The organism is Pseudanabaena sp. BC1403, assembly GCF_002914585.1.
GTDB lineage: Bacteria > Cyanobacteriota > Cyanobacteriia > Pseudanabaenales > Pseudanabaenaceae > Pseudanabaena.
In genome coordinates, this window is record NZ_PDDM01000021.1 from 57,668 (window position 1) to 84,530 (window position 26,863).

Annotated in this window: 28 protein-coding genes and 1 pseudogene; 15 read left to right on the forward strand and 14 right to left on the reverse strand. The window is 42.1% G+C overall.

Annotation, left to right across the window (positions count from 1 at the left end):
* Positions 1 to 254: 254 nt before the first annotated feature.
* The 7 genes and pseudogenes from CQ839_RS17675 to CQ839_RS17705 all read right to left on the reverse strand — a co-directional run bounded on the left by CQ839_RS17675 (position 255) and on the right by CQ839_RS17705 (position 8,272).
* The gene (locus tag CQ839_RS17675) at positions 255 to 1,100 is read right to left on the reverse strand and encodes an AAA family ATPase (RefSeq protein ID WP_181016241.1); all 846 of its coding nucleotides are present in this window, start codon (positions 1,098 to 1,100) and stop codon (positions 255 to 257) included.
* Positions 1,101 to 1,676 (reverse strand): Uma2 family endonuclease, encoded by a 576-nt coding sequence (locus CQ839_RS17680; RefSeq protein ID WP_103669612.1) that lies wholly within the window; start codon positions 1,674 to 1,676, stop codon positions 1,101 to 1,103. It abuts the gene before it with no gap.
* A 490-nt stretch (positions 1,677 to 2,166) separates the two neighbouring features.
* Positions 2,167 to 2,424 (reverse strand): annotated as a pseudogene (gene minE, locus CQ839_RS26070) (cell division topological specificity factor MinE); the annotation flags it as partial.
* Positions 2,425 to 2,432: 8 nt separating this feature from the next.
* Complete coding sequence (gene minD, locus CQ839_RS17690; protein WP_103669614.1) at positions 2,433 to 3,236, reverse strand: septum site-determining protein MinD; 804 nt, start codon at positions 3,234 to 3,236, stop codon at positions 2,433 to 2,435.
* A gap of 2 nt (positions 3,237 to 3,238) precedes the next feature.
* A complete protein-coding gene (gene minC, locus CQ839_RS17695; protein ID WP_181016242.1) occupies positions 3,239 to 4,324 on the reverse strand; it encodes a septum site-determining protein MinC in 1,086 nt (361 codons plus the stop codon).
* Between the two features lie 91 nt (positions 4,325 to 4,415).
* Positions 4,416 to 6,905 (reverse strand): ATP-dependent Clp protease ATP-binding subunit, encoded by a 2,490-nt coding sequence (locus CQ839_RS17700; protein WP_103669616.1) that lies wholly within the window; start codon positions 6,903 to 6,905, stop codon positions 4,416 to 4,418.
* Positions 6,906 to 7,357: 452 nt separating this feature from the next.
* Entirely contained in the window at positions 7,358 to 8,272 is a 915-nt protein-coding gene (locus CQ839_RS17705) for a sulfite exporter TauE/SafE family protein (protein WP_103669653.1), read from the reverse strand.
* A gap of 93 nt (positions 8,273 to 8,365) precedes the next feature.
* Between CQ839_RS17705 and rimI the strand changes: the two genes are divergently transcribed.
* The 3 genes from rimI (at position 8,366) to CQ839_RS25905 (ending at position 11,142) form a co-directional block, all read left to right on the forward strand.
* The gene (gene rimI / locus CQ839_RS17710; RefSeq protein ID WP_103669617.1) at positions 8,366 to 8,905 is read left to right on the forward strand and encodes a ribosomal protein S18-alanine N-acetyltransferase; all 540 of its coding nucleotides are present in this window, start codon (positions 8,366 to 8,368) and stop codon (positions 8,903 to 8,905) included.
* A 256-nt stretch (positions 8,906 to 9,161) separates the two neighbouring features.
* Positions 9,162 to 9,773: a hypothetical protein gene (locus CQ839_RS17715; RefSeq protein ID WP_103669618.1), complete on the forward strand. Its 612-nt coding sequence runs from the start codon at positions 9,162 to 9,164 to the stop codon at positions 9,771 to 9,773.
* A 100-nt stretch (positions 9,774 to 9,873) separates the two neighbouring features.
* Positions 9,874 to 11,142, forward strand: coding sequence for a peptidoglycan-binding protein (locus tag CQ839_RS25905; RefSeq protein WP_103669619.1), 1,269 nt, complete (start codon positions 9,874 to 9,876; stop codon positions 11,140 to 11,142).
* A 33-nt stretch (positions 11,143 to 11,175) separates the two neighbouring features.
* Here the strand turns inward: CQ839_RS25905 and CQ839_RS17725 are convergent, their stop codons facing one another.
* Positions 11,176 to 11,754 carry an L-threonylcarbamoyladenylate synthase gene (locus CQ839_RS17725; RefSeq protein WP_103669620.1) on the reverse strand — a complete coding sequence of 193 codons (579 nt, stop codon included), beginning with the start codon at positions 11,752 to 11,754 and terminating at the stop codon, positions 11,176 to 11,178.
* A gap of 93 nt (positions 11,755 to 11,847) precedes the next feature.
* Positions 11,848 to 12,414, reverse strand: coding sequence for a DUF2854 domain-containing protein (locus CQ839_RS17730; RefSeq protein WP_103669621.1), 567 nt, complete (start codon positions 12,412 to 12,414; stop codon positions 11,848 to 11,850).
* A 482-nt stretch (positions 12,415 to 12,896) separates the two neighbouring features.
* Between CQ839_RS17730 and rpoD the strand changes: the two genes are divergently transcribed.
* The 7 genes from rpoD (at position 12,897) to CQ839_RS17765 (ending at position 17,805) form a co-directional block, all read left to right on the forward strand.
* A complete protein-coding gene (gene rpoD / locus CQ839_RS17735; RefSeq protein WP_219817806.1) occupies positions 12,897 to 14,084 on the forward strand; it encodes an RNA polymerase sigma factor RpoD in 1,188 nt (395 codons plus the stop codon).
* Positions 14,085 to 14,342: 258 nt separating this feature from the next.
* On the forward strand, positions 14,343 to 14,483 hold the full coding sequence (gene rpmH, locus CQ839_RS17740; RefSeq protein WP_103669622.1) for a 50S ribosomal protein L34: 141 nt from the start codon (positions 14,343 to 14,345) through the stop codon (positions 14,481 to 14,483).
* A 76-nt stretch (positions 14,484 to 14,559) separates the two neighbouring features.
* Positions 14,560 to 14,910 (forward strand): ribonuclease P protein component, encoded by a 351-nt coding sequence (rnpA, locus tag CQ839_RS17745; protein WP_103669623.1) that lies wholly within the window; start codon positions 14,560 to 14,562, stop codon positions 14,908 to 14,910.
* A complete protein-coding gene (locus CQ839_RS17750; protein WP_103669624.1) occupies positions 14,900 to 15,298 on the forward strand; it encodes a PH domain-containing protein in 399 nt (132 codons plus the stop codon). The genes rnpA and CQ839_RS17750 overlap by 11 nt, the downstream gene beginning before the upstream one ends.
* Positions 15,299 to 15,400: 102 nt before the next feature.
* A complete protein-coding gene (gene yidC, locus CQ839_RS17755) occupies positions 15,401 to 16,702 on the forward strand; it encodes a membrane protein insertase YidC (protein WP_103669625.1) in 1,302 nt (433 codons plus the stop codon).
* Positions 16,703 to 16,783: 81 nt separating this feature from the next.
* Positions 16,784 to 17,302 (forward strand): R3H domain-containing nucleic acid-binding protein, encoded by a 519-nt coding sequence (locus CQ839_RS17760; RefSeq protein ID WP_103669626.1) that lies wholly within the window; start codon positions 16,784 to 16,786, stop codon positions 17,300 to 17,302.
* Positions 17,302 to 17,805 carry a DUF177 domain-containing protein gene (locus CQ839_RS17765; RefSeq protein WP_103669627.1) on the forward strand — a complete coding sequence of 168 codons (504 nt, stop codon included), beginning with the start codon at positions 17,302 to 17,304 and terminating at the stop codon, positions 17,803 to 17,805. The genes CQ839_RS17760 and CQ839_RS17765 overlap by 1 nt, the downstream gene beginning before the upstream one ends.
* Positions 17,806 to 18,090: 285 nt before the next feature.
* Here the strand turns inward: CQ839_RS17765 and CQ839_RS17770 are convergent, their stop codons facing one another.
* Entirely contained in the window at positions 18,091 to 19,623 is a 1,533-nt protein-coding gene (locus tag CQ839_RS17770) for a lipopolysaccharide assembly protein LapB (protein ID WP_103669628.1), read from the reverse strand.
* Between the two features lie 310 nt (positions 19,624 to 19,933).
* Between CQ839_RS17770 and CQ839_RS17775 the strand changes: the two genes are divergently transcribed.
* A complete protein-coding gene (locus CQ839_RS17775; RefSeq protein WP_094534911.1) occupies positions 19,934 to 20,086 on the forward strand; it encodes a chlorophyll A-B binding protein in 153 nt (50 codons plus the stop codon).
* A gap of 86 nt (positions 20,087 to 20,172) precedes the next feature.
* Here the strand turns inward: CQ839_RS17775 and rpsF are convergent, their stop codons facing one another.
* Entirely contained in the window at positions 20,173 to 20,568 is a 396-nt protein-coding gene (gene rpsF / locus CQ839_RS17780; RefSeq protein ID WP_103669629.1) for a 30S ribosomal protein S6, read from the reverse strand.
* Positions 20,569 to 20,882: 314 nt separating this feature from the next.
* Between rpsF and CQ839_RS17785 the strand changes: the two genes are divergently transcribed.
* From CQ839_RS17785 to CQ839_RS17800, 4 genes are all read left to right on the forward strand, one after another.
* Positions 20,883 to 21,995, forward strand: coding sequence for an ATP-binding protein (locus CQ839_RS17785; RefSeq protein ID WP_103669630.1), 1,113 nt, complete (start codon positions 20,883 to 20,885; stop codon positions 21,993 to 21,995).
* A 684-nt stretch (positions 21,996 to 22,679) separates the two neighbouring features.
* The gene (locus CQ839_RS17790; RefSeq protein ID WP_103669631.1) at positions 22,680 to 23,453 is read left to right on the forward strand and encodes an SDR family oxidoreductase; all 774 of its coding nucleotides are present in this window, start codon (positions 22,680 to 22,682) and stop codon (positions 23,451 to 23,453) included.
* Between the two features lie 209 nt (positions 23,454 to 23,662).
* Positions 23,663 to 23,878, forward strand: coding sequence for a hypothetical protein (locus CQ839_RS17795; RefSeq protein WP_103669632.1), 216 nt, complete (start codon positions 23,663 to 23,665; stop codon positions 23,876 to 23,878).
* Entirely contained in the window at positions 23,871 to 24,140 is a 270-nt protein-coding gene (locus tag CQ839_RS17800; RefSeq protein ID WP_103669633.1) for a type II toxin-antitoxin system mRNA interferase toxin, RelE/StbE family, read from the forward strand. The genes CQ839_RS17795 and CQ839_RS17800 overlap by 8 nt, the downstream gene beginning before the upstream one ends.
* Before the next feature lie 57 nt (positions 24,141 to 24,197).
* Here CQ839_RS17800 and CQ839_RS17805 read toward each other — a convergent pair whose 3' ends face one another.
* From CQ839_RS17805 to psbQ, 3 genes are all read right to left on the reverse strand, one after another.
* On the reverse strand, positions 24,198 to 24,773 hold the full coding sequence (locus tag CQ839_RS17805) for a Uma2 family endonuclease (protein ID WP_103669634.1): 576 nt from the start codon (positions 24,771 to 24,773) through the stop codon (positions 24,198 to 24,200).
* A 220-nt stretch (positions 24,774 to 24,993) separates the two neighbouring features.
* Positions 24,994 to 26,145: an IscS subfamily cysteine desulfurase gene (locus CQ839_RS17810; protein WP_103669655.1), complete on the reverse strand. Its 1,152-nt coding sequence runs from the start codon at positions 26,143 to 26,145 to the stop codon at positions 24,994 to 24,996.
* A 180-nt stretch (positions 26,146 to 26,325) separates the two neighbouring features.
* Entirely contained in the window at positions 26,326 to 26,784 is a 459-nt protein-coding gene (gene psbQ / locus CQ839_RS17815; protein WP_103669635.1) for a photosystem II protein PsbQ, read from the reverse strand.
* Between the last annotated feature and the right edge of the window lie 79 nt (positions 26,785 to 26,863).

The following is a 26,863-nucleotide window of genomic DNA, read 5'->3' on the forward strand; positions in this document are numbered from 1 at the left end:
ATCCTCTAAATAGTGTTGCCAGTTAGTTGAAATTAAACGTAGGATGGGTTAGCGATAGCGTAACCCATCATTGCTGACTACTTGATGCGTTACGCTATCGCTAACGCATCCTACATTTAGTTATAACAATTCACAGAAGTGTGACAACACTTCTGTGAATTGAAAACCAAACCCTGCAAGGGCTTTAAAAGCACAAAATGGCTACGCCATTTTGTGCTTTGATATGATGTCTTCCTACTGATTATCGTGAAAAGCTAGAAATCTCCGTAGTCAACTTGTAGGCAAGTTAAACCCAGATCTCGCCAAACTTTGACAACCTGATCGCGATCGTCTAATACAAACGCCACATTGTATTTATCAAGAATAAATTCATCATAAATCTCTCTCTTAACAATGCTGTCTTTTCTCATGTCACCAGACTTTCGCATATGCAGAGCCTCAAAACATATACCATGCTTCTCTAGCCATGCTAATGTCTGAGGCTTGGACTTGTCCTCTCTACCAGACACAAATACGATCGCCTTTCCTGATGTCTGCAAAATTGATCGCACGGGTTCATTAACCAAATCTTTCTCACAGCTAGCGCCATCATAGGGACTGCGATCGCCAATCAAAGCAAGCGTTCCATCCAAATCACAGATAATCGCTTCAGGCAAGTCTGGATTATGAACAGGTTTTGGGTTTCTAGGCGGTGCGATAAATTGGTTGTACATATCGCGAATCACCTTCTCCCCAACTGAGTTAAATCGCTGTAAATCTCGCTTAATGCAGGTTTCTAAATCTACATGCCGAAAGTCTACGATTTCTAATACTGCCAAGCCCTTGATCAACTCTCTAATTCTCGCTTCGTGTTTAGGAGCAAGGTGCGTATTATCTACAATTACATGCTTTCCTTCTTCTAAAGCCGCTTTAATAATCTGATCTTGTATATTTAAAACAAATTTCTCATTACCTTTGGAGAAATAAGAATTATCTAGCATGGCTCGAAGTTCGTCTTTATTAACCCTCTTAATTCCATTGGGTGATTTATCCACTTTTGCCTTTGCCCATGTGGATTTGCCAGAAGCGGGCAACCCAATCGTGAAATAAACTGTCAGCATTTATTCAAAAATCTCGGTGAGCTTACATACGAAATCTGGTAATAGAGGCGAAGTTATAGAATCATTCTCAAACAGAGTTGCTACTAAACCTAGAGCAGCATTCTCTCTTCTATATACTTGGATTGACTTCTTTCTCCAATCCACAATCCAATATTCAAGTACACCTTGAATGGAATACAGCTTTAACTTCAACTCGCGATCGCGTCGCTCTTGTCCTGCCCCTTCTGATAATACTTCCACTACTAGATCAGGTGCGGCAGTTAAATGTCCCTGATCATCAAGTATTTCTCTTAAGCGTCCTTGTCTTAACCAAACCAGATCTGGTATGACATTATCAGAATCAGTAAAAACTATCCCTGGAGTTGTGGCAATTACGCCTAGTCCAGTTAAGCGATTCCAAGACTTTAAGGCAAAACAAAGATTGTCGATCGCAGTTTGATGATGCCAATGCGGCGCTCTAGCCACTAATAATTCTCCATCAATGATTTCATAGCGAGTATTATCATCAGGGAAAAGCTCTAAATCAGAAGCTGTCCAGCGTACTTTGGCGATGTTAGCCTCTGTCGTTATTGCCATGATTCTCTTCCTCTTGATTATAAAGTTTTGGAGATTCTTCAACTACCACTTCTTGAGATTCTAGAGAGTTAGAAAAACCTAAAGACAACTCTAACTGATCGCTTGCTTGCTCATCTAATCCTTCTGATTTTTCATTGATAGAATTTTCTAATGATGCATCAGACGAAACTAAATCAGAATTACTGGAAACATCTGTAATTACAGTGGGGGCTGTATCAGTTTCTACTCCGTTGCGATCGTTGATCCCCTCATTTTGATTCTTATTAGCAGCTGTTCTTATTTTGCTGGTTACTTCGATAGTCCGCTCCGCAATTACAGCAATACGCTCTGGAGAAATATCTTCAGTTGGAGCTTTGATGTTTTCTTTGGATAGGATCGCATCCAGAGCATCTTCTGCCGATTGATCCATTTCTAAGATACTAGAGATATTTGCTGAATCTACTTCTTCAGTGGGCTCATCAAAAAGACTTACTAGATCAGGCAACTCTTCTCGCACCATCCGAATTGGCAAGTTGGCAATCAATGCTGTCATTCGCTTGTCAGACTCTAAGCGAATATCTAATGAGCCTTCATCAAGTTCTACATACTTAGAGACTACACGCATAATCTCATGGCGCATATTTTCAAATACCTGAGGCTCGATCGCAGCTCGATCATGGGCAAGGATAAATTTCAAACGCTGCTTGACTTTTGCCCCACTAGGGACATTACTTCTTTGAAATAGGCGATCGAGCAGTGTTGAAATCATCACAAACCTCAGGAGTTCCCACTAATCCAACTTGACAGACGGGCAAAAAATCCTTTAGGAGGAGCTTCGAGTTTTAAAAACTCAATATTTTTTCCTTCAAGGCGTTTTGCTACGTTTTCATAGGCAGTGCCTGCCAACGATGGCTTATCTGACAACACCAATGGTTCCCCTTTATTTGTAGAAACGATCACCTGTTCATCATCAGGAATTACACCAATCAATTTAACTGACAAAATATCCAGCACATCTTCGACACTCATCATGTCGTTGTTTTGTACCATCGCAGGACGAATACGATTCAGAATTAATTTAATATCCGTAATTCGATTGGCTTCGAGTAACCCAACTACGCGATCGGCATCTCGCACAGCCGAAATTTCAGGAGTCGTTACTACGATAGCCTCTTTTGCCCCAGCGATCGCATTTTGAAATCCTGACTCAATGCCTGCGGGGCAGTCAATCAAAACGTAATCAAAATATCTGCCTAAAACCTCTACTAGAGCCTTCATGTGTGCTGCTGTAATAGCCGTTTTGTTTCGCGTTTGTGGAGCTGCCAATAAAGATAAGTTTGGTTGACGCTTATCTTTGACTAGGGCTTGGTCGAGTTTACATTCTCGCGCAATAACTTCTAGAGCCGTATATACGATGCGATTTTCTAGTCCCAATAAAAGATCAAGATTGCGTAAGCCAAAGTCAGCATCCACCAAGACCACTTTGCGTCCTAGTTTGGCGAGCGCCATGCCGAGATTTGCTGAAGATGTGGTCTTGCCGACACCACCTTTACCAGAGGTAACAACGATAATGCGACTCATGTTTACGAATTACTGATTAACGAGGGATAGTTGAGCGAATAATGATTAAATGCTGAAAAATCAACAACTTGGACAATTTTAATGGCAGGCGTGCCTTGCGTACTTACAAATGCGACTTCTGGGCAGAAAGATGTACTCGGACTCTCAACACGGGCAATAAAACTAGCAATCCTAATTTGGGTTGCATCTAGGTGCAAAGCCATGACTACCGCTTGGGCGTTGCCTTTTACACCTGCATGAGCCATGCCTTTTAGCTTGCCACACACAATAATATCGCCTTCAGAGATAAGCTCTGCACCAGCATTAACATCACCGAAGATAATAATACTGCCAGAATGACGAATTTCTGTGCCAGATCTTACCGTCATCTTAATGTATAGAGGATCATCCGTCGGTGCATTAGGAATTGGATTAAACCCTAACAGCTCGCGAAAGACCGTACCTTGCTCTACACAGAAGCCCATGCTAGCAGCATTAACCGCAGTTTGGCGACGATTGGTGACAATACAATGTAGCAAAAGCTGATAATTTTGCAGTGACTCGGATAACTCTTGGAGTTGGCGTGTATCCAACAGGCGATCTCCTGCTTGCAAATGCACCTGTGTGCGCGGCTTCCAATCATGACCACTCGCTGCCATGCGTTGCTCTAACTGAGAAAGTATTTCTTCCCAGTTTAAAGTTAGAAGCGAAGTCTCAGAATTATTTGACTGACTACTATCTAAGTCAAATGATCTAAATTCGCCATCATCGTTTGATTTGCTAAATGGCAACTTGACTTTTTTGTCAGTTGGTAAAAGCAGATTCAGTTTCCCATCAAGCGTTTTAAAACGAACCTGCGAGATCTCTGGATCGGGTTCTGGATCCGGCTGAGATCTCGCAGGTTTGCTGATAGGAATAGGCTTAAGTTCACCACCTTCGACATCTGCGACAGTTAGAGGTGCAGGCACATTACCGACATACTCTTCATTTTGAGTTACGACAATGACTTCAGGCATCTCCGCAGATGACAAATCCCCAGCGACCGACTGTAATTTTGTAGGATGCAGAGGATTAGATTTCACGGCAATATTACGCTGGTTGGCATTCATGAAGCTTGTTTTAAATTTAGCGCTATGCAAATTACCTACAGCCATATAAAGGTAGACCCTGCGCTTTGCGTAGGGTCTACCTTTATATGGCTTAAGCTGATGGCAGCAACTGAAGGTTATTTTCAGAGCCGCTTAGAGCTTCTTGTTCGATAACTTTGACCTTGCCATCGTCATCGACATCCACTTGTACAGATGCGCCTTCACGCACTTTACCTGTCAGGATCTCTTCTGCAAGAGAATCTTCTAGTAAGCGCATAATCGCTCGACGTAATGGACGTGCACCGTAGCTAGGGTTGTAACCTTCTTGGACAAGCAGATCTTTAAATCGCTCAGTTACGGTAAGGACTATATCCTTATCGAGCATCCGCTTGAAGAACTCATTGAGCATGAGATCGGCAATCTCTTTGACTTCGGGCTTAGTCAACTGACGGAAGACGATGATTTCGTCAAGACGGTTGAGAAACTCTGGGCGGAAGTATTGCTTCAGCTCTTCATTAACTAGCGATCGGATGCGGGTATAAAGCGCATCTTCTTGGCTAGCCGCGAAGTCAAAGCCGAGTCCACCACCACCTTTTTCGATTACCTTAGAGCCGACATTGGAGGTCATAATCAATAAGGTGTTCTTGAAGTCAACAGTGCGACCCTTAGAGTCAGTCAAGCGACCATCTTCAAGTACTTGTAGGAGTAAATTGAAAACATCGGGGTGAGCTTTTTCGATTTCGTCGAATAGCACCACGGTGTAAGGACGACGACGCACAGCTTCAGTAAGCTGACCACCTTCGTTATAGCCAACATATCCTGGAGGTGAACCGATCAATTTAGATACGGTGTGACGCTCCATATATTCAGACATATCGAGGCGGATCATCGCATCTTCAGATCCGAAGAAGTAAGCGGCGAGAGCCTTAGTTAGCTCAGTCTTACCAACGCCTGTAGGCCCTGAGAAGATAAAACTAGCGATCGGACGGTTGGGACTCTTAAGTCCAACACGGGCGCGACGGATCGCACGGGAAATAGCTTTAACCGCTTCATCTTGTCCGATTACGCGGCTATGCAGAGTTTCTTCCATCTGCATGAGCTTGACAGATTCAGATTCAGTGATTTTGAGGACAGGTACGCCAGTCCAAGAACTGACGATATAGGCGATGTCTTCTTCGGTTACATGGATCTCAGGTGCATCTTCGGCAGGTGTTTCCGCCTTTTTAGTTTGGCTGAGGGCACGAATTTGTTGCTTGAGATCAATTTCCTTATCGCGTAATTCGGCGGCTTTATCAAAGTCCTGTTTGCGAACTGCGTCATCCTTATCTTTGAGAGTTTGACGCAATTCTTTGTCTAGTTCTTTGGCTGCGGGAGGTAACTGTGAGTTGATCAGGCGCACACGAGAACCTGCTTCATCCACTAGATCGATCGCTTTGTCTGGCAAGAAGCGATCGCTAATGTAGCGATCAGCTAGTTTTGCAGCGGCAACTAATGCTGCATCATCAATCTTGAGTTTGTGATGTTCTTCGTAGCGCTGACGCAAGCCAATCAAAATTTCGATGGTTTCTTCGACGCTAGGCTCACCAACCATGACAGGTTGGAAGCGACGTTCTAGAGCCGCATCGCGTTCGATGTGTTTGCGATATTCATCAAGGGTTGTTGCGCCGATGCATTGTAGTTCGCCACGAGCAAGGGCTGGCTTAAGAATGTTAGCGGCATCGATCGCACCTTCAGCTGCACCAGCACCGATCAAGGTGTGAACTTCATCAATTACCAAGATCACATTGCCAGCAGTGCGAATCTCTTCCATGATCTTTTTGAGGCGTTCCTCAAATTCACCCCGATACTTTGTACCAGCGACTAGCAAGCCAATATCTAAGGTGACAACGCGCTTTTCTTGAAGGATATCTGGTATGTCACTGTTAGAAATACGTTGTGCTAGACCTTCAGCGATCGCAGTTTTACCAACACCAGGTTCACCGATCAAAACAGGGTTGTTTTTGGTGCGGCGACCGAGGATTTGGATTACTCGTTCAATTTCCTTCTCGCGACCCACAACAGGATCGAGTTTGCCATCTTGAGCAAGCTGGGTCAGGTTTGAGCCAAACTCGTCAAGGGTTGGTGTTTTGGTGCGTCCTGATGAACCTCCACCTGCGGAGACTTCAGCAGTCTCACCTAACATGCGGATTACTTGTGTGCGGACTTTTGACAAATCAACGCCCAGATTTTCTAAAACTCTAGCGGCAACACCTTCGCCTTCGCGAATTAGTCCTAGCAATAGATGCTCAGTACCGATGTAGTTATGTCCCAACTGGCGAGCTTCTTCTAAGGACAACTCTAGGACTCTCTTGGCGCGAGGCGTGAAAGGGATTTCTACCGCGACAAAACCAGAGCCGCGTCCGATGATTTTCTCAACCTCAATCCGTGCATCTTTGAGGTTTACACCCATCGACTTCAGTACTTTGGCGGCAACGCCAGTTCCTTCTCCGATCAGACCCAATAGAATTTGCTCTGTGCCGACAAAGTTATGACCGAGGCGGCGAGCTTCCTCTTGAGCCAGCATGATGACTTTAATTGCTTTTTCTGTAAAGCGTTCAAACATGGCGTTTCCCCATACTTTGCTGCGTTCTGGTTAAAGTTAATACTAGCACAGCCTTAGCAGCATTCTATGTGTACGGATCTCACACCTTTTTGAGTGGAATTTATAGATACCTCTTAGGGATAATTTTTGCTTTTTATGGTGGATCTTGCCAATCATTTTGATCTGTTTTATCCATATTTGTGACTCAGAAAACAGATCAAATGACAAGTTAATGAGTAAACCGACAGCAATTCTCATTATGAAACCGATTTGGTGTTTCCAGTGCCTGCGGCACTGGAAACACCAAATCGGTCATTTGAAAGCCTGCCAAAGGCGGGCTTTCAAATAATCGATTTTTATAATGAGAACTGCTGGTAAACCGAAAACTCATATCGATTTGCTTATGGTTGTTGTTATTTATTAAAAAAGATGAGAGACGGCGCAAAGCGCCGTCTCTCATCTTTTAGTTTTTATTACAAGGTGCTGCTAAAAAAATTAGTAAACAAATCTCTTTGCCCCCACAGCATCCAAATTCCGCCGACAGTCATAAATGCTAAGACAACTTGGCGAAATTGATGCGGACTCATATGTTTGAGGAGAGCTTTGCCAATAAGATTGGCAGGTATGGCGGCTAAACCGATCGCTAATCCTGCGATTATTTGTTCCTTCGACATCGCCGCCAGTAGCCCATAGGTGAAAATTTTGGCCAGATGAATGATCGTCATATGAGTGGCTTTAGTGGCAATCATTTTCTCTTTGACTAAGCCATAGCGGAGATAGAAAGGATTTAACACGGGGCCAGTTGTTCCCACTAGACCTGATACATAGGCTTTGAGGAAACCTGCTGGCATGATATGCCAAGCTTTGAGTTGAAATTTGGGCTTTACTTTTTCAGGAATTAACTCTGACTGCTCTAGATCGCTTAACTCGGTCAATTCACCTAACTGATTGGTCTCGATGAGTTCCTCGATCTCTTCTAACTCTTTGGAGTCATTGACCAGTTTGATCTGTTTTGCCTTGTCTTCGGCAACGGTTTTCTCGGGACTTTTTTCTAGTTCAAATAAAACTGCACTCACAATTAGGAAGATTGCAATCGCTATTTGCAGCCAATCTAGATGGATTTTGGTAAAGGTATATGCGCCTAAGACTGCGCCTGCGATCGCCCCAGGTGCATACCAAGCTGTCAATACCCAGTCAATATCATGCCAAAACAGTAAAATTCGGTGGGCATTGCCAAAAAACATCCCGATCGTGATTACGGGTGGAACGGCAGCGGCTCCCATGAGGAGATTGACTAATGGAATCAAGATAAATGGACTGCCGCCACCCGCCAGTGTGCTGACAATCCAAGCGAAAAAGCTAACCACGCTGAGATATACAATTGGCATGAATTCTGACATTGGTTAATAATCCGTTTTGATCAGGTTCGGATTCGTGGTGCACACAATACATCCCCATAAATCTTTAGATAATTACAACACATGAGCCTCTCGACGAGAATCTATTTGAGTGAGATTGATCAAAAATTTTTATCGCAGTTACGGGCGATCGATTGTGCATGTCTTGGTGATTTTTGGAGCTTAGAAGCCTATCAGCGTGAAATTGACAATCCCAGTAGTCTTATATTGGGATTAACTAACGAAAATTATGAATTACTGGGTTTTGGTTGTTTATGGTCAATTCTTGAAGAGGCACATATAACAGTATTAGCAGTGCGTCCCGAATATCAAGGTCAAGGTTTTGGTAAGTCATTGGTCTGGGGCTTACTTAAAAAAGCTCGCGATCGCAATTTAGAGTGGGCAACTCTCGAAGTCCGTGAATCTAATCATGTGGCGATCGCTTTATACGAAAGTTTTGGCTTTAAGGAAATTGGTAGAAGACCCAAATATTATGAAGTGACTGGCGAAGATGCTTTGATGTTATGGTGCAAAGGACTTCATACAGAGGAATTCGGGGTATTGCTAGAGCAATGGCATGAGTCAATCTCGGAGAATTTATTAGCTAAGGGCTGGAATTTATAATTTCAGAAAAGTGCAAAACACCTAAACATCCTAAATATATAGCTGTCGCCAAGTGTAAACCCAATCAATTCTTGGGTTTTGCTTTGTCCTAAGACAAGTGACTGCAACTATAAAAACCAAAAAACTATACCGTCCACGTAGCGGGCGGTATAGTTTTTTGGTTTTGGTTTTTAAATTATGCCAAGGTACTTACGATAGAATTATCTTAAGTTCATGAGCAATTAAGTCGCTTTAGGGTTATAAGGTCTAAACAACGATGAAGATATCAGACTGGGCAAAACAAGCTATTAGCTTAGCGATCGCAAGTTGGGGATTTTGGAATGTGGCGATCTCAAATGCTAATGCTCAATTAGGCAATGTTGTTGTCTATATAGCTGGCAATAATCCTGTAACCCTAAATATTGCAAGGCAAGTAGTCACTAATCCTGTAGTTGCTTCAGTTAATGGACAGACTGCTATCGTAGCAGGAGCATTCGATGCTTCGACCGCAGATTCAGTGACGCGCGAATTGCAACGACGTGGCGTAGCCGCACAGCAGGCTTATCAAACTTCCCAGACTGTTCAGACTGTTCAGCCTGTTCAAACCGTTAATACTTCACCCTATGTGACCTTGCCTAGTTATTTGCCTAGCAATTACTCTACAAATAGCATTGAAAACTCGGCACAATATCGCTACGTTACCGCAGTTCCCATGCGATCTATGGCAACTTTAGCCCAAGTCAGACAATTTATTCCTAACGCTTTTGTGGCAAAGTCAGGTCGTGGCGACTATATTTATGCTGGCGGATATACAAATCGCGATGCCGCCGAATCTTTGAAACATTTCTTGCGATCTCAAGGACTAGATGCTCGTGTACTCTATTTCTAACTTTAGAGACTACAAAGGGTTTAAAGCACCACTTCTTTTCTCTAAAGTCTAGATTGTGAGCCAATTACAGACCATAAACTTTTATAAACTTGGGCTAATCATGGACTCGATATTAAGACAAGGTAGTAAGGGTAGTGCTGTCGCTGAGTTGCAGCAACTTCTCCAAAGTAAAGGATTTTATAGTGGCAAGATTGACAGTGATTTTGGTGCTGGTACAACAAATGCTGTCCTGAAATTTCAAAAAGCGAATGGATTAGTACCTGATGGCATCGTTGGTAGTTCTAGCTGGGCTAAATTGCGTATGGGGATACCGACTTCATCTCAGAGCTTGCCAACATTGTTGCCTGGTTCCAAAGGAGATGCTGTTTCTCAAGCGCAACAACTACTCAAAGACAAAGGCTATTACCAAGGTCGCATTGATGGTGATTTTGGCGTGGGTACAAGGGACGCGATCGCAGCATTTCAACGCGCTAATGGCTTGACTATTGATGGCAAAGTGGGCGAGCAAACATGGAAAAAATTGCAAGCACCAGCGATCGCAGATGTCACGCCGCCAGTCACAGTTGTCGAGATTGTCCGCCCATCATCGCCGACTCCAACTCCAGTTCCAACTCCAACTCCAACACCTTCGATTTTTGTCCCCTCCCCAACAACTCCAGTAACATCTAATAATCCAAGTGTTAACACGCCATCAACTGTTCCTGCTGCAAGTGCGATTAGCCTAGCCGATGCTGCGAATAGTTATAGCCGAGCTAGATTGCCAAATCAAACCGCTGCAATTAACAACTTGCAGGCAAGTGTCTCGCCAGAAATATTGCAGCAATTCTTTCAACGTTGGCAAATTGCTTCTGGACAAACAACTACAGCTACATCTTTGCAAGATGCCTTCAGTGGTTATAACAATGCCCAAATGCTCAACCAAAATCTTGCCTTGCAATGGTTACAAAGCCAACTCTTGTCACAGACGATTATTCAATTTCGCCAAGATTGGTCAAACCTGAATGCAGGAACAGTTACAGGGACAACTACTCCATTTACGCCGACGCTACCTACTGAACCTACAACTAACAATCCTCAACTCCAACTTATCAATCTAACTGCTGCTGTAAAAGCTTATACACGTTCGGCAAATCAGCTTATTGCATTGGAAAATCTTCAAGCGTCTTTACCCGCGCAGACTATGCAACAGTTTTTCCAACGTTGGTCACTTGCCTCAGAACAATCGGTGATCGCCATTTCTTTGGTGGATGTGTTTCAAGACTACGACAGTCAGAAATTTCCTAGCCAAGTAACAGCCCTGCAATGGTTAGAAAAAGAGCTAACTACAGCCAATCTAGGAAAATTCTCACGAGATTGGCAAACAATCTGAACAAAAAAAGGGCTCGAAGCGCCCTTTTTTTGTTCAGAAACTGACCGAACCTTGGCGGCGAACTAACCAACCATCTTTTGTCCATTCCACCACAGTTGATGGCAGTCCACTACCAGTTCTTTCAGTAATGTCGATCTCATCGCCCAAAGTCATTACTGAAGGAAAAGTATTATTAATTTCGAGCATTTTGCGTAAAGGTGGCTCGTTACTTTTATTGGCACTCGTGGTTAGCATTGCCCCTGTCTGCTGCAAAATGGCGATCGCTGTTTTACTATCAGGAATTCTCACCCCTAGAGTGGTAAAGCCTTGATTTAAACTACATCCGCGATCACTAGCTGGCAAAACCAGAGTCACCGCGCCTGCAAAATATTTCTGAGCAGTTTGTTGCCAAATCGCCAAATCAGGATGAGCTATATCTAGAAATGGGAGAAATTCTTGCCAACTCGCAGCCATCAAAATTAACGGCTTATCAGGCGATCGCTGTTTGAGTGTAAAAATATCAGCGCTGCGATCGGGACGCACTGCCAAAGCAGGTACAGTATCTGTCGGGAAACTCACTAATTTCCCCGATCTTGCACTTGCTACCAAAGCTATCAAAGAAACTAAAGCCACTGAATCGCGCTATCTCCAAACTGCTTAACTATATAAAAAATAAAAAGCCAGTTTTTTGTGGCGTGGCTTTGCCACGCCACAAAAAACTGGCTTTTATTTTACCGAAACCAACTTTAAATCAACTTCCTTATTTTCTAATTCTGTAACAACGGCTATGATCCCAGGTCCAAAAAATCGTGTTAACTTATCTTGTTTTTGTTGCCAAGTCGCAAAATCCATCAAAGGCGATCGAAAACGCAGAACTAAACTGTAGAATCCTTTAGTTTCTTCAGATTCAGAAATTTCTTCATAAATCCCAGCTAAGACTGGACGCTCCTCATCGGTAGGACTCATCCCCAATTTTTCTAAAATTTCGTCTAAGTGTGCCTTGATCCCGTAACGATAGCGGGTTACATCTTTGCGTAACTGCTTTTGTGTTGCAGTTTCTTGTAAATTACGCAAAGCCAGAACCGCTTCAGATGCAGGAACAATGACTGGTATTGGTGTTACTTCCGAAGACTTAAAAGCAAATCCTCCCAATAAAATTGGAAAACCATAGAAAAAGCCAATCAGATTTAGTGTGGAATTGCCTTTAGCATAAGCCCAAAAGCCCACTACAAATAGAACTGCGCCAACATACAAACCAATTGAAGCTAGAGATATCTTATTAGGCTTAAACATGATTAAAATTTAATAATACTTAATAAATGTATCTGTTAACCGCATAACTGCATCGATTTTCTTGAAGATCTTTTGAGCGATCACGTTATTTATAGTCATAGTTACTTGTAAAGCCCAGATAGTATGAGGCGACATAGCTTCGCCTCATACTATCTGGGCTTTATGATCTGTTCTAAGACACCTGCCGAGAAAAAATGTCCCATCAAGTAAGTACCTAATATCAAGTGGCTTTGGGTATAGTGCCCAAATTTTTTTTGTCAAAAAAATTTTTTAATCGGGGTTGCCATCATTAGACTATAAATATATAAGTAGGAATTACGCCAGTTTGACTAAATCAAAGGATTGTAAATTAACCCTTAGACAGGTTTTTCATAATTTTAAGTAGCCCAAACCACCATTTTTATATTTGGCAAGCTACAATCATCTAGGTGTAATTCCCCGTAGCACAAAGTTTTAGACAGTACGGATCTGAGGAATCTGGCATGAGCAAAACAGCCATCGACCTACCTATTGAAATCAAGTTGCCTGTTGGCAAACTTGGCGGAAATCTTGAAGAAATTGAAGAAGACCTTGAAGACCTAGATGATGATATCGAACTCGAAAAGGATGATTTAATTGATGACTCAGATGAAGACGCTGACCCTGATGATGACCCTGACAAAGCTGGCAAAGCAAGGGGGACTAAAAAACGAGCTAGCCAGACTAAGAAAAAGCATTTTACTGAAGACTCGATTCGCCTCTACCTTCAAGAAATTGGTCGTATTCGCTTACTCAGAGCTGATGAAGAAATTGAGCTTGCTCGAAAGATTGCCGATCTTCTAGAGCTAGAGCTAAAGCGAGAAGAAATAGCTACCGAAGTTGAATGTCATCCTGACGATGTAAGGGAAGCAGACTGGGCAGTCAAAATGGACATGCCCCTTGGAGAGTTTCGCAAACGCCTCCACTCTGGTCGCCGCGCCAAAGACAAAATGGTGCAGTCTAACCTGAGACTTGTGGTATCAATCGCCAAAAAATACATGAATCGGGGGTTGTCTTTCCAAGATTTAATTCAAGAGGGCAGTTTGGGATTGATCCGTGCCGCCGAGAAGTTCGACCATGAAAAGGGTTATAAGTTCTCAACCTATGCGACATGGTGGATTCGTCAGGCAATTACTCGTGCGATCGCTGATCAATCTCGCACGATTCGCTTACCTGTCCACCTTTACGAAACTATTTCGCGGATTAAGAAAACAACTAAGTTACTTTCCCAAGAAATGGGGCGTAAGCCAACTGAGGAAGAGATCGCCACTCGCATGGAGATGACGATCGAAAAGCTGCGGTTTATTGCCAAATCTGCCCAGTTGCCGATCTCTCTGGAAACTCCTATTGGTAAGGAAGAAGATTCTCGCCTCGGTGACTTTATTGAATCTGAAGGAGAGACACCTGATGATCAAGTTGCTAAGAGCTTATTACGCGAAGATCTTGAAAGCGTGCTTGGCACTCTTAGCCCTAGAGAACGTGATGTCTTGCGTCTACGCTACGGACTTGATGATGGGCGCATGAAAACGCTCGAAGAAATTGGTCAAATCTTCAATGTCACCCGCGAGCGCATCCGCCAAATCGAAGCTAAAGCTCTTCGCAAGTTGCGACATCCTAATCGCAATAGTGTTTTAAAAGAGTACATTCGTTAAAAAGTAAAGGGAGCGCTGAGCGCTCCCTTTACTTTTTATATATCAAACTGATTTTGTTGTTTCTAGCGCCAAAGGCGCTAGAAACAACAAAATCAGTTTTTTGAAAGTCAGCCTACGGCTGACTTTCAAAAAACTGATTTTTATAATGAGAATTAATAGCCTTGTTGGTAAAACTATACATAGGCTAAACACAGGTGTTATACTTAGAAGCCTGTGAAAAAATGACATCCTTAGAAACTAAATAAGTAAGTAACGGTTATGACAAAACGTACCCTACGCGGTAGTGTCCGCAAAAAGAAGCGCACCTCTGGATTTCGTGCCAGAATGCAAACTCCTACAGGTCGCCGAGTAATCAGAGCGCGTCGTAGCAGAGGTCGTGTTCGCCTCACAACTGTATAAGCGATCGCTAGATCTGCTATTACTAGATTTAATTCATAACCATAATTTGTACTCGATTTGCAATTGTTAATCTCTAGTGCTTCCTAATCAAAACCGTCTGCGGCGGCGTGAAGACTTCGCAAAAGTATATGCCAAAGGCGATCGCTACAGAGGCACTTACTTGAATTTGCGAATTCTTATTGATAGCAATGACCTTTTAACCAAGATAGGCATAGTTGTTAGCAAAAAAGTGAGCAAGTTGGCGGTAACCCGTAATCGATTTAAGCGTCAACTTCGCGCCATTTTTCGTCAACTTCTGTCACAATTGAAGAATGGATTGCAAATAGTTGTAACAGTGACTACTGTTCAGAGCAAGCCAAGTTATCAAGAGCTTTGGGATGACCTAAAGAATTTACTAGCAAAGGCGAAGGTTTTGCATGGCAGTTAACGAGGAAGTTTTCTACGAAGGCGCACCCCACATTGGCGATCTAATTATTAGCTTGCTGATGAGTATTTTTGTGATCACAATTCCTTTTGGCATTGCCGCGATCGCAAGAGCGTTGTGGGTACGTTATCGCATCACCAACCGACGCATTACCGTCACGGGTGGTTGGAGAAGTCAAACCCGTACAGATATTGTGTACGCGGAAATTGCCAAGATTGTCACAGTTCCTCGTGGTTTTGGCAGTTGGGGTGATATGGTACTGACCCTCAAAGATGGTTCTCGCCTTGAACTAAAATCTTTGCCTAAATTTCGAGAAACATACGAATATATTGAATCGAAGCTAAGCCTTAAAGCGCAAGACATAAGTGGCGCAATTGGTGGCAAAGCCTAAAATATTTAAGGATCGCCCTCCAACATTAGTTATTGGGCGATCCTAATTTTAATGAGTGATATTCGTTATCATTCGGATGCAAACCCAACAGTAAAGTAGAAAATGGATTTCGGTGTAGGTTTTCTTTCCAACAACATAATGTTGCCTTTCCTAGATTTTTTCTACGGCATCGTGCCGAACTATGGATTGGCAATTATTGCATTAACGTTGGTTGTACGTTTTGTGTTGTTCCCAGTTAGTGCCAATCAGCTTCGCAGTATGCGCCGCATGAAAATCGCTAACCCAGTGATGCAACAAAGAATCAAAGAAGTTCAAGAGCGCTACAAGAGCGATCCCGCTAAGCAGCAAGAAGAGCTAGCCAAGGTCAACTCCGCTAACTTCAAAGAATTTGGAAATCCTTTGTCGGGATGTCTACCTGCACTAATTCAGTTGCCAATCCTGTTTGCGTTGTTTGCAACCTTGAGAGGATCGCCCTTTGCAGACATCAATTATTCTCTCAACTTTCAGATTGCGCCCCCCGAAAATCAAGCCGAGATTCAACATCAGCCTTTTACTTCCGCTAGCCAGAACGTTTATTTTGCAGATCGCGTGCATTTCCCAGTTCTTGCAACTGCTGTAAATGGCACAAACTTAGCGATCGGTGAACAATCGAAGATTGTTTTGCAGACTTCACTAGGGAAAGACTTCAACGCTCTAGCTACTGAATATCCAGATGTAGAGCTAACAACTAAGTGGAATGTCACAAAGGGGCAAGGTTTGGTTGAAGTTCTAGATGATGGAACTGTAATTGCCAAGCAAGCTGGTGATGTGACAGTTCAAGCAACAGTTCCTGGATTAGCATCAAATAAAGGCTTCCTGTTCATCAAAGCCCTCGGTAAAACTGGTGTTACCAATGCTGATGGCAGCATTAACTGGGACATCGTGATCATGGTGTTGGGATTTGGCATCAGTCTTTATGCCAACCAAAATATTTCCAGTGGATCTACGCCTAAGCCTAACAATGCCACTCCTGAAGCTTCGCAACAGGACACGATGAACAAACTCACACCAATTATTTTCTCTGGTATGTTTTTGTTCTTCCCACTGCCATCTGGTGTAATGCTTTACATGTTGATTGCGAATATTTTCCAAACTTTGCAAGCCTTTATTGTTGCTAAGGAACCACTGCCCGAAAACTTGCAAAAGTTGGTAGCGGTTTCGGCGAATTCTTCGCCTTCAGCTAAAGCTAGCTCTAAGCCTGACAGTAAAACTAGCGTCTCTAGCAAATCTGAAACGACTAAGACCGTTGATGCCAAGGCTAAAGTTGTCGTTGACGATAAAGAGCAAGATACAAAGAGTCCGACTAAGTCTGCGCTACCTTTTGAGCCTAACTCTTCTAACAAGAAAAAGAAAAAAGGCTCTTAATTAAATTGGGTGACGCTTTGCGTCACCCAATTTAATATTGGAATTATATTTAATAGAAATTTGATCAGGCAAGCAGGGTTTATGGAAGATACTTCAGCAGGGGCAAATTGGCTGCAAGAGCTTTTAAGTTTGATGGGTTATGCGACTTCGGTTGATATTCGTCTTGCCGAGGTATCTCCAGAACAAGCTGCCACTGGCTCTAAGAACTATTGGCTAGACATAAGTGCTGATGGTTTACAGGATCAGCAAATTCAAAGGTTGATTGGTAAAGATGGCATAGTACTTGACTCGTTACAGTATCTGTCCAGTATTCTTTTAAATCGTCATTTACCGTCTGACAAGTTAGAAACGGAAAATAGAAATTTTTACACGGTCGAATTAAATGGCTATCGTTCAAATCGGATAGCTGACTTACAGTCTTTAGCAGAAAATGCGGTAAAGCAGGTTCGCGAGACTCAAACTGAATTTGTAATTAAGCAATTGTCGTCTGCCGATCGCAGACATATTCATCAGCTTTTAGAAGATTTTCCAGATATTGAAACCCATAGTCAGGGGCGAGAGCCAAATCGTCATTTGATTGTCAAATTGGTGCAGAGCTAATGGAAAAGTTATATATACCTCAGATTGCTAGATCTGTAGAAGCGACTGAAGCCTTTGAATTTAAGGAATTTATTGAGGGACTAGAGACATTAACTCCTGTCCAAGGGGTGATTAGTGTCAGGCATGTTGGTTCTTTTCTCGAAGTTAGTTCTAAAGCTTCGACGATTATCACTTTGACTTGCGATCGCACGTTGGTGCAATTTAACTACAGGTTGGTGATCGACAATTCTGAGAGGATTTGTCTGGCTGAGCCTTTACCAGAAAGCGAGTATCCTAGAGAGCGCGAAATTGAAGCAGATGACTTAGTCGAATCTATATCTCCCACTGGTTATTTTGATCCTGCGGCCTGGCTATACGAGCAATTAATTTTAGCTATTCCCTATCCGAAGATTGCACCTGATGCACCTGCTCTTGAAATTACTGATACAAGTAGTCTTAGCGGTTCAAATGCTCCCATAGATAAGCGATGGGAAATTTTAAATTCTTTAAAACTTCCTGAATAATACCAGCCATCCAAATAGCAACTTCATTTGGATGATTTATATCTGTTGCCAAATGTATTAGGACATAATACCAAAACATAAAATGGCTACGCCATTTTATGTTTTTAAACCCCTTACTGGGTTTGGTTTCTAATTCATGAAAGTGTTGCCACACTTTTGTGAATTGGTATAAAGCAAAAAAATAATAGGGGCGCTTCGCACCCCTATTATTTTTTTGCTTTTATCGAAGGTGTAGTCACACTTTTGAAAATTGGTAAAAAATGGCGTGCAAAGCACGCCATTTTTTTATCCAGCGCAGGCAAATAACTTTTCTAATTGTGATTTTTCTGCGGGGTTTTCGATAGTTTGAGCAATTTCCTTGGCTTTATCGCGTTGACCGATTGCCCAATAGGTACTGCTGATATCTGAGTAAGCTCTAGATCGAATGTTGGGATCTGGGGCAGTTTTGGCGATCGCAAGACTCTCTTCCAAAATTGGCACTACCTTTTCAGTTAGCCCAAATTCACCATAGGTACTGGCAATAATATTGAAAGCGAAGAGACGATCAATAGGTTGTGGTAGCGCTTTGGCGATTGCTAAGGATTGATCCCAAGCTTTAGTCGCTAAATCAGTCGATTTGATGGTTTGATACTGGCGACCGATTTCTACTAGTAGCGTAAAGACATCCATTGAAGGTGCAACCGCACTTAGTCCTTGCAGACTTTGATCAAATAATTTGATAGCCTCATCGTTTTTTTTGTCCTTGGTATAGGCGATCGCTACATTAGCTATACCAACGCTTTTTTCAATCGATTTCTCATCAAGGTTGCCAATAACTTCTAGTGCTTTGTCATACTGCTTAGATACTAAGTATTGACTTGCAACCAAAAAAAGCGATCGCGTTTTTAAGAGTTCAGCATTTGCGATCGCGGCTTGTTCGACAGCTTTAGGATCGGGCGCAGCCTTTTCCTCTTTCGGCGTATCAGCTTTTAAATATTTATTCGCTAGTTTCGGAGCGGTTTTTTTAGTGTTTTTGGCATTCTTAGCCGCTTCTTTTGCCGAGGTGATCGCATTATCACGCATCGCATCAAACTCTTGGAAAACTGCATTTAATGAGGCGATCGCTTTGGCATGATTTCCTGCTTGGGCGTAGCTACCAGTAATTTCAACTCGCGCTCTAGCTTTGATATTGGGATCTTCGATCATTGGCAACAAGTCAGTCGCAGCTGAAATCGAAGCTTCAGAATTAAAATCTTCGCCAATCTCAGTATAGACATTGGCGATCGCGGCAAAAGCCCGCGATCGGACATAGGAATCTATGATCTCAGGTGTTGCCTTAGTTGCATCGGCTAGTAAATTTTTAGCATTCTCCTTTTTACCTGCTTCACCATAGGCTTGTGCAATTTTGATATTCGCAAAGACTCTATCAACAGGTTCTGGTAATGTTTTGGCGATCGCGAAGGCATCATTTAGCGCATTCGCTGCCAATTTAAGCTGCTCAGCTTTGGTTAGGCGACCTGCTGTATCCAATAGAGCAAAAGTTTGGAGAGATGGGCTAGTGATTGTATTGGCTGTGGTTAAGCTTTTTTCTAAAACTTTTTTAGCTTGGTCTGGACGCTGCAATTCTATATATTTGCTTGCAATTTCAGAGTAGGCTGCAACCTTGGATTCTGGAGATGTTCCTGCATCTGCTAATGACACGAAGCATTGAAGTGGTACACCCTGAAATTTTACTTCTCCAGAATTTTTGGGGCTAGCTGCCCATACTGCGCTTGTTGTTGTCAGATTGACTAACAATGCTAAGCAGCTAGCCAGAAGCCGCATCCATATTTTTCGCATAGTTAATTTTGTCCTTGCGTAGATTATTGCTTGAATATCTCTTGGATTCTACCCAATTCGTTAGCGATCGCACCTATACCTATAGATGTTGCTAACCTAAACCAAAAAAAGTGGGTGGCGGCGATTTGCGTTGCTACCCGCTTTTTTTGTCACCTATAAAGTAGAAGTAGGAGATCTATTCTATGGCTTGGATGTCTTTACGAATATCAAGTTTGTCTGTCTAAAGGCAGAAAATCTAAAGAAAGATTGCGAATACCTAAACAATCTGTTACATTACTAAATATAAATTAACTGTAAAGGTAATTCGATTATGTCTGACGAAAGCCGTAACGTATGGAATTGGGGTTTCACTTCTGGTGCTGAAAACTGGAATGGACGCTTAGCAATGATCGGATTTGTATCTGCATTAGCGATCGAATTAATTAGCGGTCAAGGTGTATTGCACTTCTGGGGCATTCTGTAATTTTTTAAGATTTAGCCAATAAAAAAAGCCTCGACTAGTCGAGGCTTTTTTATTGGCTAAATAAAGTCGATGTGCCGACTTTATTTTTATTCAGCAGCAGGAGCTACGTCAGCAACAGCTACGTCAGCAACAGCTACAGGTTCTTCAGCATCAGGAATGATTGCTTCAGCATCTTCTTCAATAGCTTCTGGCTCTAATTTGATAGTCATATAACGAATCACATCATCAGCAAGACGCATGGATCTCTCTAAGCTTTCGATGGTTTTAGGAGTTGCGGTGTAATTTACTTGAATGTAAATGCCCTCGCGGTGACCTTTAATGTCATAGGCTAATCTGCGTCTGCCACGATGTTGAATCGTAATATCTTCAGACTCTTGTTGTACTAAGAAGTCTTGATATTTTGCGATCGCGGCATCGGCTTCCTGATCGGGAAGATCGGGACGCAGGATATACATGGTTTCGTACAAACGCTTAACAGTCATTGAATTTTTTCCTTACGGTCAGTATTTGGCTTCTGTTGGTTTAAGTTCAGAAGCAAGGATTTACTATCATATCGCGTTAAGGTGTTCAATAAAATAGATTTTCAGGAAATACAGCAATTCTCACTATCAAAATCAATTTTGGGCTTCAGCGCCACAGGCGTTGTAACCCAAAATTGGTTTCAACACAAAGATAAGGGTTGTCACAGAGTGACAACCCTTATTCTTTGGGCTAATTTTATATATTAATCGTATAATTACAATAAGTGGATCAAAAAGCCATTTAGCTTAGACGCAATAGAGACAGACTGAAAAATATGGCAGTGAAAACTAATTCGATCGCTGATGTCTTGATTGTTGAAGATGAACTTGTTACAGCAAATGCCCTTTCAGATGTTTTAGCTGATATGGGCTATCGAGTTCTGGCTATAGCTGATAGTAGTGATGGCGCAATTGCTTCAATCCATAATCAGATCCCAGATATTGTTTTGATGGATATAAAACTCAGAGGTTCAGTTAGTGGGATCACTGCGGCTAATGAGATTCACAAAATAGCGTCTATCCCCGTAATTTATCTAACAGCTTTTAGCGATCCTGAGACTTTAGAAGGCGCGATCGCTACTTCTCCCTATGGATATCTCACTAAGCCTCTTAGATATGCAGAAGTTAATGTCACAATCATGCTGGCTCTCAAGAAGCATCAGGAAGAAAAAATATTACAAGAAGCTCTGGACAAAGAAAAGGAGCTTCATATTTTAAAGTCTCGGTTACTTGCTATGGCATCCCATGAATTTTCAACGCCAATGTCAGTAATTCGATTATTGATTTGGAAATTACAAACCTTTGAAGAGCAACTAACTAAAGAAAGTAGAGCCAAGAATCTTGCTTCTATTCAATCAGCAATTAAAGATATTAATTGGTTACTTGAAGAGGTTAAATTTATTGCCTGTTCTGAATCGGGAAAATTCCCGTTTAATCCTGAAAGTGTAGATGCGATCGCCTATTGCCGACAATTAGTAGATAGCTTTGACACAGAAGATGGTATGCGTAAATGTCGGATTAAATTTCATAGCCATGGACAATGTCAAAAGTTGAAATTAGATAAGAAACTGCTATGGCATATATTTATGAACTTGGTCTCTAACGCTATTAAATATTCATACGAAGGGGGGACTATTGATGTGGAATTAATTTGCGAGTCAAGTCAGTTATTTCTAAGTATTGGTGACCATGGAATTGGTATACCTGATGAATATTTAAATAATCTATTTTTACCATTCTTAAGGGCTGATAATGTTGGATCTGTTAAGGGATTAGGAATGGGATTATATATAGTAAAGCAAGCTGTAGAAGCTCATTCTGGGAAGATTGCTATAGAGAGTGAAGTTAATATGGGTACAAAGTTTACAGTTGTTTTACCTTCCGCATAAAAAATAAAAATCTGTACCTCCCGTACAGAGTGTGGTACAGATTTTACCTCTGTTTTATATCTTTAGAGATAACTCTTTAGGCTTATTTTTGATTTCTAATTTATGATAATTACCTATTGAATTTTGAATAATTAAAAACTTGTAAAGTATATGGAGTAAGAATTACTTGCTTTGATTAAGTTGTTAATGGCTCTATGAAAGCAGATTGAAAATGTATTTAACAATACTTTACATATTGTGAAAACAGATGTAAGGTCTTATCCATGTTAAAAGTCTGTATTGATTTTCCTTTATTACTGCATAGACCATGTTTCCTAAAGGAGGTAACGACATGACAGAACTGGGGATAGGCTTCAAAGATTAATTTCTGACTGCTTACTTGTTGTGGGCAACGTGACTGAACAAAAACTTTTTAAAAACTCAACGCATATAGAAGTTTGGTCACAAGTTGTTGGCAACGAGATTATTAACCGTCTCACAAAATTTACTTTGGGTAATACCAATTCTCAAAATGGCAACGCCATTTTGAGAAATTAAAATCCTTCTAATGAGTTTGGGTTTTAATTACCTAAAGTGTAGTCACGCTTTAGGTAATTGGTATAAGTTTTAGTTAGCGGCATAGGCTAAAAAACTTACACCAATAACAAATAGTAAAACTAGTGAGACCTCAATATTGGAGGTTTTATGAATGTTCGTGGAAAAACAGCTCTAATCACTGGAGCTTCGCGAGGTATTGGAAGGGCGATCGCATTGGAACTCGCTCAACAGGGAGTTAAATGTTTGATTCTGGTTGCTCGCGATCTTGAACGCTTAAATTCTGTTTCTTTAGAAGTGGAATCTTTTGGAATAGAAGCGGTGAGTTTACCTCTAGATCTATCTCAGACAGTTGAGGTAAACATTGCGATCGCGCAAGTATGGCGTGATTTTGGCCCAATTGATATTCTAGTTAATTGTGCTGGAGTGGCGCATCAATCTTCTTTTTTGCGATCGCGCTTTCAAGATGTGCAATCGGAAATCGAGGTCAATTTACTGGGTATGTATGCGATCACGCGGATGGTGGCAAGGCGGATGGCGGTGCTGCGCAACGGCAGAATTGTCAATGTCTCTAGCCTGATGGGTAAAGTCGCTGCACCGACGATGGCGACTTATTCGGCAACTAAATTTGCGATCGTGGGATTCACTCAGGCTCTGCGTGGTGAGTTGGCTGCTTACAATATCAAGGTGTCGGCGCTACTTCCTTCTCTTACTGATACAGATATGGCGCATGATTTGGAGTGGTTTCGTTGGGTGGCGATGATGACTCCGAAGCAGGTGGCTAAGGCTCTGATTTCGGGGCTAGAGCGTGAGACTCCTGAAATCCTTGTCGGATGGCAAAGTCATCTGGCGGTTTGGGGGCATAGGCTCTTTCCATTCCTAATGGAAAAGATCTTGCTAATTGCTGCTCCTAAAGTTGGATAGAATTGTAGAAAGAGAAATCTGTAGGAGCGGGTTTTGCAGATACATCCTGTTTTTAGAACAGAATTGTCAACTAAGCCCGCCCCTGCAATACTTTTTATCTGGTTCTTGGGTCATGGTGCTTTGGGCGATCGCATTTCAAGCATTGTAAACTAATCAAAATAAATTGGTATGATCGTAAAGTAACAACATTGAAAATTGATCCAAGTTGTATGCAAACATTAACAGTCGGCAATATTTTAGAAGCTATATCGGTTCTTGACTTTGAAGATCAACTATTTGTAGTCGAAACCTTGCAAAAAAGAATGGTCGAACTACGCAGAAAACAAATTGCCTTAAGAATTCAAGAAGCCGAAGAAAACTATCGACTTGGTAAAGTTCGCACAGGTTCTATTGAAGATCTCATGATGGATTCTAGCGATGATTGAACTAACTTGGGATGAATCATTTGCGCGAATCTTAAAGAAATGGCGCAAAAAGAATCCTGAACTCGTTGCTCGATTTCAACAAAAACTTGAACTGTTCAAAAATGATCCATTTCATCCATCATTAAAAACCCATAGCCTAGTTGGAAATCTTGCAGGCTCTTGGTCAATCAGCATCAACTATGAGCAGAGATTAGTTTTTAGATTTCTATCCGATACCAAAGTTTTGTTAATCGATCTTGGTACTCATGATGATGTTTATTAGACTCAATGCGCTCTTGAGTCATGGTGCTTCGGGCGATCGCATATTCAATGTATCTTATTACCAAATTTCCGCAAGGCTCAAAACAAACTCAGGTAAAACATCTTCCCCAGACAGAGAAATTGGATTTTGCAAAACTTCCTTAGACTTCCCAATGCGATAAATTTCCACTTCCCGATCTTTGCGATTAATCAGCCAGCCCAGCCTTGCCCCATTATCCTGATATTCCTGCATCTTCGCTTGCGTCACCTTCAAGTTATCGCTAGGCGACATCAACTCAATTACAAAATCTGGACAAATTGGAGCAAATTTTGATTGTTGTTCTGGCGTTAAAGCTTCCCAACGTTCTTTTAATATCCAAGAAGCATCAGGAGAGCGATCGCTACCATTGGGAAGTTTAAAGCCCGTAGACGATCCAAAAGCAAAGCCTAACCTAGTTCTACGATTCCAAATCCCTAGATCGGTGGTAATGCTAGCACTCCTCATCCCTGTTTCGCCGCCTTCTGGAGCCATGACTGTAATATCTCCTTGAGCATTGCGCTCGAATCTGAGGTCGCTATTTTTGCGGCAAAGTTGAAAAAACTGTTCGTCAGTAAGATCGATGACAGATTCTAGGCTGATCGTTAAAGCATTCATAGTTCTCAGTAAAGTCTTGAGCCTACATTCCGATTTTATCACAAGCTCTGATTCAGGGTGTTTAGAGCGATCGCAAGATTATCGCTATATGATTAGCACAGATTAACTCAAAGGTGCAGTCATGGTCACTACTCCAGTTATCGATCGCATTGAAGCAATCCCACATGAAAGCCCAAAGAAGCAAATCGCCAGCATAGCTGGCGATTTGCTTCTTTAGGCTTTATAGTTCTTTTTGTAGCGATCGCACTGAAGTAATTACATGATTAGCGACAGTTTCTATCTCATCAAAAGTATTAAATCTCCCAATGCCAAACCGAATGGAAGCATAGGCTAACTCTTTAGAATGCCCTAAACAGGTAAGCACATGAGAAGGTTCCGTCTTTGCGGAAGTACAAGCAGAACCAGAAGAGACAGCGACAACTGGCTGTACCGCTAGCATTAAGGCTGCTCCATTCACTCCTGTAAAACTAACATTGAGATTGCCTGCGAGTCGTTGAGTAGGATGTCCATTGAGAATAATGCGATCGAGTTCGCTCAATCTCTGCCATAAATATTCACGCAGACCTAGAACTTTCTGCTGCTCCTCAACTTGAGAAGCGATCGCAATTTCGAGAGCCTTCGCAAAGCCGACAATCTGTGGCGTGTAGAGAGTACCAGAACGCATTCCTCGCTCATGTCCGCCGCCATGTAATTGGGGGGCAAGATTCACTCTTGGGCGACGACGTACATACAAAGCACCAATTCCCTTTGCCCCATAGATTTTATGGGCAGTGAGCGACATCAAATCAATCTGCATCGCGTTCACATCAATGGGGATTTTGCCGATCGCCTGAGCCGCATCGCTATGAAATAAAACTTGGTGATCATGACAAATTTGCCCGATTTCTGAGATCGGTTGTAGCACCCCAATCTCGTTATTTGCCGCCATCACCGAGACTAAAATTGTATCAGCACGAATTGCTGCCTCCAGTTGCTGTAAATCAACTAAACCATCAGATTTGACTGGTAAATAGGTAACCTCAAAACCAAGGGATTGCAAATAAGCACAGGGATCAAGCACCGCGCTATGTTCGGTTTGCATGGTGATGATATGCCGCCCTTTGGGGTGATACGCTTCAGCAACTCCCTTGATAGCAAGATTATTCGCTTCGGTTGCACCGCTAGTAAAGATAATTTCTTCAGGCGTGGCACTGATGGCAATAGCGATCGCCTCACGCGCTAACTTGACTGCTGCCTCTGCTTCCCAGCCATATAAATGTCCGACACTTGCAGCATTGCCAAATGATTCCCGAAAATATGGCAGCATTGCCTCTAACACCCTCTCATCGACGGATGTTGTGGCATGACAATCAAGATAAATTGGTCTTTGCATTAGTACTTGTGCAGAATAAATTCCCCAAACCACTAGAATTGCGCCCCTGCGGGGCTTAACTCTAGTGGTTTGGGGTGTAGTAATTAATTATGTCCAGCTACTTATAGCTTTAAAGATTAAAGAGGGCGCATCGCGCCCTCTTTAATCTTGTAGAAGAGATGCTTTGCGTACCTTTTATAATTAGCTAACTAAATCGACGATACTTTCAAAATCTTGGAGAGCATTTTTAAATGCATTCTCCGCCGCGATCGCATCTTTATCCTTGGCTGCATTATCAAGGATCACAAAATTTTTGAATAGGTTATTAGCTAAATCATTAGCAGCTTCTTTTTGAGTTTTGCTTAACTGCCCCGCGATCAATCTTAGCTCGCGTCGAATTTCGCCAAATGGACCATGAATGTAAGTAATCACATCATTCCATTTTTGGGAATATACAAATTTTTCAAGACTATCAAAGCGATCACTAAGCACCTGTAGCTTTGTTACAGATGCGGCAAGAGCAGCCGCCCGAGATCCACTTTGAGCGATCGCAGGTTGAGTTAAAACGGGCGTAAACAGCGTGCCGACTAGCGCCAGCATTAAGCAAAAGGCAATCGCAACTTTTTTGAAACCTTGCCAATAATTTTTGAGATTTAACACAGAAAAAAGTACTCCTTAATAAACACAGATCTAAATAAATGTGTTGTGGGTGCTTTGAGCCTACAACATACTATATAGA

What these genes read in the sequence shown, in the direction of transcription:
- CQ839_RS17770 (WP_103669628.1), bottom strand. Translation starts at nt 19,623, where the DNA reads ATGCGAAAAATATGGATGCGGCTTCTGGCTAGCTGCTTAGCATTGTTA.
- CQ839_RS17715 (WP_103669618.1), top strand. Translation starts at nt 9,162, where the DNA reads ATGAAGATATCAGACTGGGCAAAACAAGCTATTAGCTTAGCGATCGCA.
- CQ839_RS17730 (WP_103669621.1), bottom strand. Translation starts at nt 12,414, where the DNA reads ATGTTTAAGCCTAATAAGATATCTCTAGCTTCAATTGGTTTGTATGTT.
- CQ839_RS17775 (WP_094534911.1), top strand. Translation starts at nt 19,934, where the DNA reads ATGTCTGACGAAAGCCGTAACGTATGGAATTGGGGTTTCACTTCTGGT.
- CQ839_RS17750 (WP_103669624.1), top strand. Translation starts at nt 14,900, where the DNA reads ATGGCAGTTAACGAGGAAGTTTTCTACGAAGGCGCACCCCACATTGGC.
- yidC (WP_103669625.1), top strand. Translation starts at nt 15,401, where the DNA reads ATGGATTTCGGTGTAGGTTTTCTTTCCAACAACATAATGTTGCCTTTC.
- CQ839_RS17700 (WP_103669616.1), bottom strand. Translation starts at nt 6,905, where the DNA reads ATGTTTGAACGCTTTACAGAAAAAGCAATTAAAGTCATCATGCTGGCT.
- CQ839_RS17785 (WP_103669630.1), top strand. Translation starts at nt 20,883, where the DNA reads ATGGCAGTGAAAACTAATTCGATCGCTGATGTCTTGATTGTTGAAGAT.
- CQ839_RS17805 (WP_103669634.1), bottom strand. Translation starts at nt 24,773, where the DNA reads ATGAATGCTTTAACGATCAGCCTAGAATCTGTCATCGATCTTACTGAC.
- CQ839_RS17680 (WP_103669612.1), bottom strand. Translation starts at nt 1,676, where the DNA reads ATGGCAATAACGACAGAGGCTAACATCGCCAAAGTACGCTGGACAGCT.
- rpmH (WP_103669622.1), top strand. Translation starts at nt 14,343, where the DNA reads ATGACAAAACGTACCCTACGCGGTAGTGTCCGCAAAAAGAAGCGCACC.
- rimI (WP_103669617.1), top strand. Translation starts at nt 8,366, where the DNA reads ATGAGCCTCTCGACGAGAATCTATTTGAGTGAGATTGATCAAAAATTT.
- CQ839_RS17810 (WP_103669655.1), bottom strand. Translation starts at nt 26,145, where the DNA reads ATGCAAAGACCAATTTATCTTGATTGTCATGCCACAACATCCGTCGAT.
- CQ839_RS25905 (WP_103669619.1), top strand. Translation starts at nt 9,874, where the DNA reads ATGGACTCGATATTAAGACAAGGTAGTAAGGGTAGTGCTGTCGCTGAG.
- rpoD (WP_219817806.1), top strand. Translation starts at nt 12,897, where the DNA reads ATGAGCAAAACAGCCATCGACCTACCTATTGAAATCAAGTTGCCTGTT.
- CQ839_RS17765 (WP_103669627.1), top strand. Translation starts at nt 17,302, where the DNA reads ATGGAAAAGTTATATATACCTCAGATTGCTAGATCTGTAGAAGCGACT.
- minD (WP_103669614.1), bottom strand. Translation starts at nt 3,236, where the DNA reads ATGAGTCGCATTATCGTTGTTACCTCTGGTAAAGGTGGTGTCGGCAAG.
- CQ839_RS17675 (WP_181016241.1), bottom strand. Translation starts at nt 1,100, where the DNA reads ATGCTGACAGTTTATTTCACGATTGGGTTGCCCGCTTCTGGCAAATCC.
- rpsF (WP_103669629.1), bottom strand. Translation starts at nt 20,568, where the DNA reads ATGACTGTTAAGCGTTTGTACGAAACCATGTATATCCTGCGTCCCGAT.
- CQ839_RS17795 (WP_103669632.1), top strand. Translation starts at nt 23,663, where the DNA reads ATGCAAACATTAACAGTCGGCAATATTTTAGAAGCTATATCGGTTCTT.
- minC (WP_181016242.1), bottom strand. Translation starts at nt 4,324, where the DNA reads ATGAATGCCAACCAGCGTAATATTGCCGTGAAATCTAATCCTCTGCAT.
- CQ839_RS17705 (WP_103669653.1), bottom strand. Translation starts at nt 8,272, where the DNA reads ATGCCAATTGTATATCTCAGCGTGGTTAGCTTTTTCGCTTGGATTGTC.
- CQ839_RS17800 (WP_103669633.1), top strand. Translation starts at nt 23,871, where the DNA reads ATGATTGAACTAACTTGGGATGAATCATTTGCGCGAATCTTAAAGAAA.
- CQ839_RS17790 (WP_103669631.1), top strand. Translation starts at nt 22,680, where the DNA reads ATGAATGTTCGTGGAAAAACAGCTCTAATCACTGGAGCTTCGCGAGGT.
- CQ839_RS17760 (WP_103669626.1), top strand. Translation starts at nt 16,784, where the DNA reads ATGGAAGATACTTCAGCAGGGGCAAATTGGCTGCAAGAGCTTTTAAGT.